Genomic DNA, 10,656 nt, shown 5'->3' on the forward strand with positions numbered 1-10,656 from the left:
ATCTACTGGAAGCCTTCAACGGTTCCTCTCAGCTTTCTCCGCGGTCCGCAATCTCTTCGTGCCGCCTCGGACAAAACGCACCGCGCTTGTACTCCACCTGCACCGCATAAGCGCGTTTGCGCACTGGAAGTCCGTCACCGCTGTTACCCTGAAGTCCGGCATCCACCAGGCTTTGGCGTCTCAGACTTAACCTGACATCACCCTCGCATGATTGGTCGAGCTTGACAATAAGAGCATATACTCCTACATGTCTGCCAATAGGAGTATATGCTCTTATTAAAAGGAGATTTGGTAATGAGCGAGACAGATATCCTGGTAAGTGGCGCAACTGGACGGACCGGCGGCGCTGCGATTGACGAGCTTCTTCAAATGGGCAGGAAGGTCCGAGCCTATGTTCGTTCGGACGACGACCGTGCGAAAGCACTGCGGGAACGAGGCGTTGAAATCGCGGTCGGGGACTTCACCGAAATCGACGACGTTCGTGCGGCCATGGAGGGCATTCGGTCTGCGTACTTCCTGCACCCCATCGCGCCGGGAATTCTTGGCGCTGCAGCTTATTTCGCGCAGGCGGCGAAGGAAACGGGCGTCTCCGCGATCGTGAATATGTCGCAGATTTCGGCCCGTCGGGAATCCACCAGTCACGCGGCGCAGGATCATTGGATTTCGGAGCGCGTCTTCGACTGGTCGGGAGTCGCGACCACTCATCTGCGTCCGACCTTCTTCGCTGACTGGCTCGTCTACCCACATTTTGCAAGGGAGATCTGGGCATCGAAAAAGATCGAGTTCCCGTTCGAGAACGGGCGCCATGCACCGATCAGCTCGGATGACCAGGGTCGCGTGATCGCGCATCTGCTGGCGAAGCCGGAAGGCCATGGAGGCAAGATCTATACGCTCCACGGCCCCGTCGAAATGAACCATACGGAGATCGCCGCGGCCGTGAGCGAGGTTCTGGATGCCGAGATCGAATACACTCCGGCGTCGATGGAGGCCTTCAAGGACAAGATGGAGAATCTCTACAGGTTTCCGCCTTTTCTGGTGCAGCACCTTGTCGAGGTCGCCCAGAATTATCGAGAGGGGATCTTCTCCGGCACCAACGACGTAGTCGAGCGCGTGACTGGAACCCCTGCCCTCTCGGTCCCAGAATTCATCGCCAGGAACCGCGACGCCTTCCACTGAAGCTGAAGGTCAGGATCAACGACAATGTCCAACATGCATGAAGAACGCCATCCCTTTCTCGACGATCTCGCCGACGACGCTGAACTGATCAGCTCCGTGCTTCGCGGAGCTGTGATCGGTCGCGACAAGATCCGGCGCGTCGTCGATTCAGTCGGGACCTTCTACGTCGAGCAGACGCCAACGTTCTTGGATGTCCTCGGCTCGCGGACGCTTCTCGAATACGAGGCTTTGCTGACCAGCGGCGAACGCCTGAATGCGGCCGTGATCATCGATCGCGACCCGGATGGTTCCGTACCGCGAGTAAGCGTCTGCATGGCCCCTGTCGATGCCGTCGTGGCCCTTGCCACCCACCTGAAAACGGCGCTTGCCGGTCAGTTTCCCGACCAGCTTTTTCTTTGAACCCATCAACCAGTTTCCCAGCCTGCGATGCAGGCGGTCGACTGCTCAAAAAGGAAACGTGTCATGGAAATTGACAACCAAACGATCTTCATTACAGGTGTAAATCGCGGCCTGGGTCTGGCCTTCGCTCGTGAAGCGGTCCGTCGCGGAGCCAAGAAGGTCTATGCAGGCATGCGCAACACGAATGGCTTCGACGAGCCCGGCGTCGTGCCAGTCCGCATCGACGTAACCGATCCGACCTCGGTCGCCACTGCGGCCGAAGCTGCAGCAGATACGGCGATCTTGATCAACAACGCCGGCATTGCTGCACTGATTGACAATCCCTTGGCGGCCGATTTCGAGGCGCAGTCGAAGGCGTTGTTCGACACCAATTACTATGGGGTGGCGCGCGTCACGCAGGCGTTCGGTCCTGTCCTGTCGAAGCAGCCCCACGCAGCTATCATCAACGTCCTTTCAGACATCGTGTGGCTACCGCGACCCTACCTGACGCCATACGCAGCTTCCAAGGCGGCTGCCTGGAGCTATACGAACCAGCTACGGTTCCACCTCGCGGAACGCGGCATCCAGCTGCTCGGCCTTCACGTCGGCTTCCTGGACACGGATTTGACGAACGGTATCGACGTGCCGAAGACCAACCCGACGGACGTGGCAATCCGAACCTATGATGCGCTCGCCGCCGGAAAGAGTGAGATCATGGCCGATAAGGGCACTGTTCTGTTAAAGAGCTCCTTGGCGGACGAGGTCCCTGGATATATCACGCCCCCGCCGGGATTGTTTTAAGAACCTCCACTTCGGGATTGACGGGCGTCTTCCGCCGACGGCGTGAAGTCGCCCTAGAAAATGGGATTGAAAGGAACGGAAATGTTGTCGGCCAATCAGCCTCTGGGAATAGACCAGTGCAATTGCAACGCCATGCGTAAGGCGAGCCGGCAGATCACCCGCCTCTACGATGCTCACCTCGAGCCGGTCGGGCTCCGCATCACGCAGTTCCTCATTCTCGCCGCTCTGGCCGAGGTAGGAAGCGCGACGGTCAATGCGCTGGCCGAACGCCTCGATGTGGAACGGACTGCAATGGGGAAGATGGTGGGTTTCCTGGAGAGAGACGGGTTCCTCTCCCTAAGGCCCTCTCCGACCGATGGCCGCTACCGGGTCATCGAACTGACGTCTGAAGGCCGTCTCCTCCACAAGAAGGCGTCGCCCCTTTGGCTTGCCGCCCAACAAGAGTTTTCAGACCTAAATGGAGCAACAAACGTGGCCGCGCTTCGGATGGAGCTGAACGGGATCGTGGTTGGCGATGTCTTCGAGTGATTGACGCATATCTTCGCCGGCCCTCCGTGCCGTGCCGATAGACGGCACCACGCTCTTGATGGGATTAGAACCGGCGACCCGTGATTTAGTCACGTAGTAGGCAGGGGATCAGTGCCTTCGCTTAGGATTGCGAGATATCTACGGTAGCTGAAAACACGGCCACGCTTGCGACCTGTCACCTCCTCGACAATCCCCAAACGCTCCAAATCGGCGAGTGCCGCGTTGACAGTTGGCGCAGACAGGCCGGTCATCTGAACAAGCTGATTTGCCGTATGAAAGGGGTTTTGCTGAAAGAGCTCATGAATACGAAGGGCCGATCCGGCTCTGTCGCTCTCGGTTGTGATTTTCTCCCTGTCCTCCTTGAAAAGGTCGACAATCCGAGTGGCAGCTCCAAATGCCTGGTTGGCGGTGTCGGCGACGCCTGTCAGGAAAAAGTCTAGCCAAGCCTCCCAGTTCCCATGTTCACGGACCTCTTGCAGTAATCGATAGTATTCTCTCCGATGGGCCTTGAGGTAAAGACTGAGGTAGAGCAATGGCTTGTGTAGAACGCCTTTCATGCACAGGTACAGAGTGACAAGCAGACGACCTATACGGCCATTGCCATCGAGAAATGGATGAATCGTTTCGAACTGGACATGCAGTAGGCCGGCTTTGATCAGTGCCGGTAACCGTGATTGATCTTCATGCATGAAGCGCTCGAACGTATCCAGGCAGCCTGCCAATTCCGTCACGGGTGGTGGCACGAAGAGTGCGTTACCGGGTCGCGTGCCACCAATCCAATTCTGCGAGCGCCGAAACTCTCCAGGATCCTTAGTACCTCCCCGTCCGCTTTGCAGCAGTCGTGCGTGCATCTCTCGGATCAGGCGCAATGACATTGGCAGCGTTTCCAAACGCTCCAAACCGTACATCATCGCATCAACGTAATTGGAAACCTCACGAATATCATCGACTGGCTGCCCCGCGTGAGCCTCGGTTTCAAACCGCAAAAGATCAGAAAGCGTCGACTGTGTGCCTTCAATCTGTGAGGAAAGAACTGCTTCTTTTCTCACATACATGTAAAGGAATAACTCCTGGCGCGGGAGCAGCATTGTGATACCATCCAGGCGGCCGAGCGCACGCTCGGCCAGGCTAAGCCGCTCCAATAGCGAAAGCACATCGATGGATGGCTCGGGCGGCAATGGTGGAGGCACGAACGCCCGCACTGTTTCGTTCGCTGCTGTTGTTTCGACAAAACGGCCCAGGCGCAAATTAGGTTCGGAATCAGACATAGCCTAATATGAATTCCGTCCATTATTTAAGCAAGCGCCCCTTTATTTAAATAAGCATCAAGCTTAGGTAAGCGCGCTTAATTAACGTAGACCGTTGCGCTCTCCATTCGCAACCGCCACTGAAATCTTCAGCTTCGACGTATCCAAGCCAATGAAAATTACGCTATCTTCTTTCATGGTTCGCCCTCGCTAAGCTTGGGGCTCGGCTCCGGCCAATCCAGAGCAACCCCCGAATTCAGCTTACCGCGGGGGCGGGCCACGCTCACCCCGCGAACATACGGTCTAATCCATTCTGGAGGAAATTCGCAGTGGCAGGTCAGGATTAACACAGCATCATAAGTGTGCTTGGAACGATGACCGCGCCGCCCAATCTGCCTCTGCGCTAATAATTGGGGCGAGCAGACTTTAACATCGGCCCCGGCTCTCTAGGTTGAGGAGATGCACAAAGCAGCATCCATCGGCGGAGGGTGTGGCCATGACCGAGTACAGCGCAGCAAAGTCGGGAACGTTCAAGATCGGCGGCGACATGGAAGTCAACCGTCTTGGCTTCGGGGCCATGCGCGTGACAGGCTCAGGGATATGGGGGCCGCCCGCGGACCACGAAGAGGCAATCCGGACATTGCGGCGCCTTCCCACCCTCGGTGTGAACTTTATTGATACCGCCGACTCCTATGGCCCGGATGTTTCCGAATGGCTCATCAAGGAGGCGCTTCATCCCTACAAAAATGGGTCAGTTGTCGCCACCAAGGGCGGACTGACCCGGCATGGACCCGATATTTGGCTCCCTGTAGGCCGCCCTGAGTATTTGATCCAGCAAGTGCACAAGAGCTTACGCAACTTGGGCGTAGAGCAAATCGATCTATGGCAACTCCACCGGATCGATCCCAAGGTACCGGCGAAGGAGCAATTCGACACGATTAAATCACTGATGGATTCCGGGCTCATTCGCCATGCCGGTTTAAGCGAAGTCTCGGTCGCCGATATCGAAGCGGCTTCGAGGATCTTCAAGGTCGCCACTGTCCAAAACAGATACAATCTAGTCGATCGTACGAGCGAAGACGTTCTCGATTATTGCACCAAGCATGGCATCGGTTTCATTCCATGGTTCCCACTCGCGGCCGGAGATCTGGCCAAACCCGGGTCTCTACTTGATACGGTTGCGACGAAACACCGAGTATCGCCGAGTCAAATCGCCCTCGCTTGGGTGCTGAAGCGCAGTCCCGTCATGATACCGATCCCCGGCACCTCAAAGGTTAAGCACCTGGAAGAGAATGTTCGTGCGGCGGATGTAGTCCTCACGGGCGAGCAATTCAGCGCCCTTGATGCGGAAGGACGGAAAGCCTTCCAGACAATTAATTGAGTTGGAAACACGGCGGCGTAAGTCGCCACGATGCCATTAGCTGCTTCATCACACGATTTTGAGTTGGGCCCGAATGCTCGGCCCCACCAACTAAGGCCGTGGGGGTTATCCAGAGGCACTAAATTAAGCGCAGAATAGCCGCCATCGTGAACAAGCCTTGAGTGTTTCTTGGAAATTTATAGTTGACTATTACAATCATATTTTTGTATGCCCGCGGCGTGCCGCTGAATCATGGCACATCGCAGCCAGCAATTGCGCCGGTCAATTCCTGCCATAGCCAGCCAAAATCAGTTTGAAATCGAGCGCGTTGGATTGAGTTCCAACGAGCCGGCAATGCTATGGATATCTGACAGTGCCAGCATTCTCCTACACACAGGCCTCGCCGCGTTCGGTGCTTGTCTCGATGGCTATGGTTGTTGCCCTTCCGCTTTCCTCTGCCTCAGCGCAGATGGTACCCACTGATGGAAGCGATACCTCCCTGAAGACGATTATCGTTCGTTTCTGGAGCTTCTTGGGCGGCAACGTGGTCGCGGATACGGGCACAACGGAACTGGGCACCGGCCAATACCGGGCACGCACCGACGGCAGTGGCGACGCCAACAGCTTCCTCCGTGGCCTTCCCAATGTTCAGTATCAGAATGACACCGATGACGACGCAGGTGTGGACGGCCAGAAGGAAATCAATACGCGCCCGACCCAGTATCGCATCTCCGGCGGACGCACCTACGAGAACAATTTTATCCTCGATGGAATGGGTATCAACACAATAACAGGCACCGAAGAGCGGCACGGCACGGAGGAACTGACGAGCGACGAAGACACGCCGAATGCCGACCGCGTGTATGGCCTTCATCCGCAAACTGTCTTCGTACCAGCGGACTTTGTCGATTCCGTCACGGTGATCGACAGCAATGCGTCAGCCCAGTACGGCTCCTTCCTTGGTGGCGTGGTGTCTTACAAGCTGGCCGAAGCCAAAAAAGACCGGTGGTATTTCTCCACGTCGGTCAACTACCAGTCGGATGATTTGGTGCATTACAAGCTGGCCACCGGGGATGGTCTCAACCCCCTCGACCGAACGCCACCGGAGTTCGTGAAACGCAAGGCATCCTACTCCGTCAGCGGTCCGGTGACAGGCAACATCTCGGTCATTGGCCAATACAGCGTCGAAGACGCGGCCACGACCAAGCAGAAGAACTATATCTACCGCAACGGCACCATCGACGAAAAGTCGAAGAATGAGTTCTTCCGCCTGCAGACGAATGCCGACACCGACTACGGCKACTTTGTCCTTGAAGGGGTTTACACGAAGTACCATCAGGATTTCGAGAGCATCGCCTGGCGTGAGATGGAGTTGGACACGGGCACCCGAAGCTTCGCCAGCAAGCTCGAAAATGACTATGATGCAGGCGATCTGAGCCTCGGAGGTATCCCACTCAGGAATGTGCACCTGAAGTCGAAGGCGTCTTACTCGCGTGGCAACACGACCAACACATCGAATTCGGATACGGGCTACGTTTACACACAAAGCGAATTGGCCAGCCGGGTGCTGCAGTGGGAATCATCTGAATTGACAGACTGGTGCCGCACCGACCCGACCAAGACGACATCGACCACGTGCAAAGAGGGTGGTTATGGAAGCAAGGAGCAAGGTCAGGAGCAATTCGGGTTCTCGCAATCGGCGACAGGTGAGATCGGTAGTGGAACGTTTCTTGCCGGATACGAATTCCAGCATACGGAGGCGAACCGGGCTCGCTTGCGTGACTTCACCTATTACACCTCCACGACGACCATCTGGGATGCCCGGGCCCTCGGTGTTGCGGGCTTCACCTGCAACACAACGGAAGTCTGCAGTGCAGAACAGTATGCGTCGATCAAGTCCATCTGGCGCGCTTTCGACGTTACTGCGAAGCTGAATTCTGCAAACGCCTATGCGGAAATCGATCAAACTTGGGACTGGCTCAATGTGAGAGCAGGCGTCCGTGGCGAATTCGACGACTACCAGAAGAACCTCAACATTTCTCCTCGGTTCGTCGCGACCGTGACGCCGGTGGACAGTGTTTCCTTCAGTGGAGGATACAACCGCTACTACGATGGGCAGAGCCTTGCGTATGCGGTTCGCGAGATCCAGCCGCGCGCGCAGACTTACACCCGCACCCGGTCTTCAATCGGCCTAGTAGGCGACACCTGGACAATGGGCACGGTGACCGGAAACTACGCCAACAGAGCCTCGGATATCGACGCCCTACGTTGACGAGTTCACCGCTGCCGTGACCATCAAGGATAGCTTCACCGATGGCCAGTGGCGTTTTCGATACATGAACCGTCAACTGCGTGATCAGTATGCGACGGCGGATCTCGGTAAGAACGTCTACGAGCTCACCAACAGCGCGACCGGGGCTTACCAGTCCGCGACTGCTGAATATGCCCAGGAGTGGGATGTCTCAGGGATCCAGAACCTCGAGACCCTCACCCTCACCGCCTCTTTGACATGGTCCAAGCAGCAAAGGTCGGCAGACTCCTACTTCACCGACGAAGACGACCTGCTTGATCCGATCTACTACCAGGGCAGATCCTACACTCTCGGTGGCTTCTCGGTGGTCACCGGAAACCAGGACATTCCACTGCGTGCACAGATCGCTCTCGATAGCGCCTGGATGGATGGGCGCCTGAACCTCGGCATGGCCATGAACTACAACTTTGCTTACGAGGGGGCCGCCGATACCGGAGACACCATCGTGTTCAACGGGATCAATCACGATCTTTGGGAAGACCGGAGCTTCAAACCGGTGCTCACCGTAGACGTCGGCGGAGCGTTCACCGTCGCCAAGAAAGACGACGCGTCGCTAGCGGTCAACTTCAAGATCAGCAATGTTTTTGATGAGACCGGAAACGCCACAGCGGGTACCAGCAATCCATGGGTTCGTGGCCGGTCCTTCTGGCTCGGCGCATCTGCCACCTTCTGAGAGCGGCATGTCCCTTCTTCGCATCCTGATCACGATATCGGCGATCGGGCTCAGTATCATCGTACTGGGCCCATTCCTCACGTCGCCTGGTGGACTATCCTGGCAAGATCGGCGAGCCGTCTACACCCTTTCCGTAGACCCGAGCGCCGAGGATCTCGACGCGCTGCGGAGAGTATACCTCTCGGGCAAAACGTTCTGGCCATCGCCGTTGATCGGCGATGGCGTTGATTTTGTCGAGCTCGGTGCGCTGACGATTCATCCGGCACCGACGGGAAGAGACCTACAGAAATATCGGCTTGGCCGGCGGCTCTTTCAGGATCCGATCCTGTCGGCCTCAGGCCAGATCGCCTGCCAGAGCTGTCACAACAGGGAGCTCGGTTGGGGAGACGGTCTCCGGGTGCCGTTCGGTCATCTGAGACAGGTTGGCAACCGCAACTCTCCGTCGCTGTTCAATGTGGGCTATCGTGATGTTTTCTTCTGGGATGGGCGCGCGAAGACCCTTTCTGAGCAGGCAAATGGCCCGCTCCTCAACCCAGTGGAAATGGCCAACGCCGATGAAGCCGACGTTGCTATCCGGCTGAACGAGAGCAGCGATTACCGCGAGGCGTTCACCCAGATTTACGGTGGAGATGGCATCGTCCTAACGCAGATCACTGACGCGTTATCCACGTTCGAGCGATATCTCGAGCGCCCTACCCGCTTCGACGCCTTCGCGAATGGCGCCGGCGAGCGGCTATCCAACGATGAAATCTGGGGACTGCATCTGTTCAGAGGCAAAGCAGGATGTGCGAGCTGTCACTACGGGCCCTTGTTGACTGACCAGAAAATTCACAACATCGGCCTGACATTTTTTCAGAGAAGGCTTCAGGATCTGGGCCTCTATGAGACTACCGGCAAGACAGAGGACGTCGGTAAATTCCGCACCCCATCGCTTCGTCACGTCCGCGACACCGCGCCGTACATGCACAATGGCGTGATGCCTGGGTTACGGAATGTGGTGGCCTTTTACGAAGAAGGTGGCGGACACATCAGGCCCCGCAACAATGAGGAAGCGGCGGCTCCGTTAAGGCCATTCGCTGCCGCAACGTCAGAGTTCCTGCGTCCTCTTGGTCTGACCGCTCGCGAGCGAGCGGCCCTTCTTGCATTTCTTGAGACGCTGTAACGGGTAGCAACTGCGTATGGATGTATTGGCAGCCCCTCGACCATTCACATGCTGTTTTGCCGGTCCCTGGCTGGCCGCTCACGGCGATCACCTCTCCCGGCGCTGAGGCATCCAGCCAGGCCAGAACCTGCCTTTGGTGTTGAGCCAACAGGAAGGTCGGGTTTGAATGACCAAGCCGCCGGGAAAACTCCTGTTCAATCCGATGGTCTGGGTCCGCGGCGGCCCCCTCCGGCTGCGCAACCTGCTTCAGCAATGGCGTCTCGGGTGCATCGGCAGTCTCGGCAGGATGTGTTCGAGACGGTACACACCTTGAGCAAAGAAGGCCTGACCTGCTCGGAAATTTCACGTCGCACTGGATATGGCCGACGAAGCATTGCAAAATGGCTGACGTTCGAAACTCCACCCGATCGACGCAAGGCCACGTTGCAGCCGACATCTCCTTTATATTTCGAAGCGTTTCTTACCCAGCGTTGGACGGAGGGTAATCGCTGCGGGCGGCATCTGTTTCACGATATCAAGCACCGCGGATACACCGGCAGCTTTTCCAATCTTGAACGCCTCTTGGCAACCTGGCGCCGAGCCGAGAGGCCGGGAAAAGATCATGTGGCACTAGTTCCGAGCTTTCAAGCCGACGAAACACCTGACAATGCACCTGTGTGTGATCCGCAAACCGGCCATTTGATCTCACCGGTTATCGCCGCAACTCTTTGCATAAAGCCGTGCGGCGCGCTGGTCATCAATCAGGTGCGGAAAGTGGATGCCCTCAAACAAGGATCACAGACGCTTGCTGTTTTGCGCAGCTTTTCCATGCGATTTCGCGGTATATTTCGTGGCCGAGCTTCGGCGAAACTCGAAGAATGGATCGATGATCCCATTCACTCCGGGCTCGCCTCCCTGGCCCGTTTTGCCCGCGTTCTTCGCCGCGATATCGACGCCGTCTGTAACGCCATCGACTTGCCTTGGAGCAATGGTCAGGCGGAAGGTCAGATCAACCGCCTGAAGACGATTAAGCGCGCAATG

Annotated in this window: 9 protein-coding genes and 2 pseudogenes; 10 read left to right on the forward strand and 1 reads right to left on the reverse strand. The window is 56.9% G+C overall.

Features of this window, described 5'->3' with window-relative positions; translation table 11 throughout:
* The 5 genes and pseudogenes from AC1DMK_RS30315 to AC1DMK_RS30335 all read left to right on the forward strand — a co-directional run.
* Positions 1-190: pseudogene (locus AC1DMK_RS30315) on the forward strand (hypothetical protein); the annotation flags it as partial.
* Positions 191-294: 104 nt separating this feature from the next.
* The gene (locus tag AC1DMK_RS30320) at positions 295-1,176 is read left to right on the forward strand and encodes an NmrA family NAD(P)-binding protein (RefSeq protein WP_477863942.1); all 882 of its coding nucleotides are present in this window, start codon (positions 295-297) and stop codon (positions 1,174-1,176) included.
* A 24-nt stretch (positions 1,177-1,200) separates the two neighbouring features.
* The gene (locus AC1DMK_RS30325; RefSeq protein ID WP_477863943.1) at positions 1,201-1,575 is read left to right on the forward strand and encodes a hypothetical protein; all 375 of its coding nucleotides are present in this window, start codon (positions 1,201-1,203) and stop codon (positions 1,573-1,575) included.
* Positions 1,576-1,638: 63 nt separating this feature from the next.
* A complete protein-coding gene (locus AC1DMK_RS30330) occupies positions 1,639-2,355 on the forward strand; it encodes an SDR family oxidoreductase (protein WP_477863944.1) in 717 nt (238 codons plus the stop codon).
* An 81-nt stretch (positions 2,356-2,436) separates the two neighbouring features.
* A complete protein-coding gene (locus AC1DMK_RS30335) occupies positions 2,437-2,883 on the forward strand; it encodes a MarR family winged helix-turn-helix transcriptional regulator (protein ID WP_477863945.1) in 447 nt (148 codons plus the stop codon).
* A gap of 89 nt (positions 2,884-2,972) precedes the next feature.
* Here AC1DMK_RS30335 and AC1DMK_RS30340 read toward each other — a convergent pair whose 3' ends face one another.
* Positions 2,973-4,151 carry a Fic family protein gene (locus AC1DMK_RS30340; RefSeq protein ID WP_477863946.1) on the reverse strand — a complete coding sequence of 393 codons (1,179 nt, stop codon included), beginning with the start codon at positions 4,149-4,151 and terminating at the stop codon, positions 2,973-2,975.
* A gap of 475 nt (positions 4,152-4,626) precedes the next feature.
* Between AC1DMK_RS30340 and AC1DMK_RS30345 the strand changes: the two genes are divergently transcribed.
* The 5 genes and pseudogenes from AC1DMK_RS30345 to AC1DMK_RS30365 all read left to right on the forward strand — a co-directional run.
* Complete coding sequence (locus AC1DMK_RS30345; protein WP_477863947.1) at positions 4,627-5,511, forward strand: aldo/keto reductase; 885 nt, start codon at positions 4,627-4,629, stop codon at positions 5,509-5,511.
* Positions 5,512-6,022: 511 nt separating this feature from the next.
* On the forward strand, positions 6,023-7,762 hold the full coding sequence (locus AC1DMK_RS30350; RefSeq protein WP_477863948.1) for a TonB-dependent receptor: 1,740 nt from the start codon (positions 6,023-6,025) through the stop codon (positions 7,760-7,762).
* Positions 7,763-7,778: 16 nt separating this feature from the next.
* Entirely contained in the window at positions 7,779-8,474 is a 696-nt protein-coding gene (locus AC1DMK_RS30355) for a hypothetical protein (RefSeq protein WP_477863949.1), read from the forward strand.
* A 7-nt stretch (positions 8,475-8,481) separates the two neighbouring features.
* Positions 8,482-9,636 carry a cytochrome-c peroxidase gene (locus AC1DMK_RS30360; protein WP_477863950.1) on the forward strand — a complete coding sequence of 385 codons (1,155 nt, stop codon included), beginning with the start codon at positions 8,482-8,484 and terminating at the stop codon, positions 9,634-9,636.
* A 255-nt stretch (positions 9,637-9,891) separates the two neighbouring features.
* Positions 9,892-10,656: pseudogene (locus AC1DMK_RS30365) on the forward strand (transposase); the annotation flags it as partial.

It is taken from the genome of Rhizobium sp. 05L419 (genome assembly GCF_056397845.1).

Excerpts from the sequence above, each read along its gene's own strand:
- AC1DMK_RS30320 (WP_477863942.1), top strand. The coding sequence starts at position 295 with ATGAGCGAGACAGATATCCTGGTAAGTGGCGCAACTGGACGGACCGGC.
- AC1DMK_RS30335 (WP_477863945.1), top strand. The coding sequence starts at position 2,437 with ATGTTGTCGGCCAATCAGCCTCTGGGAATAGACCAGTGCAATTGCAAC.
- AC1DMK_RS30330 (WP_477863944.1), top strand. The coding sequence starts at position 1,639 with ATGGAAATTGACAACCAAACGATCTTCATTACAGGTGTAAATCGCGGC.
- AC1DMK_RS30325 (WP_477863943.1), top strand. The coding sequence starts at position 1,201 with ATGTCCAACATGCATGAAGAACGCCATCCCTTTCTCGACGATCTCGCC.
- AC1DMK_RS30345 (WP_477863947.1), top strand. The coding sequence starts at position 4,627 with ATGACCGAGTACAGCGCAGCAAAGTCGGGAACGTTCAAGATCGGCGGC.
- AC1DMK_RS30340 (WP_477863946.1), bottom strand. The coding sequence starts at position 4,151 with ATGTCTGATTCCGAACCTAATTTGCGCCTGGGCCGTTTTGTCGAAACA.
- AC1DMK_RS30360 (WP_477863950.1), top strand. The coding sequence starts at position 8,482 with ATGTCCCTTCTTCGCATCCTGATCACGATATCGGCGATCGGGCTCAGT.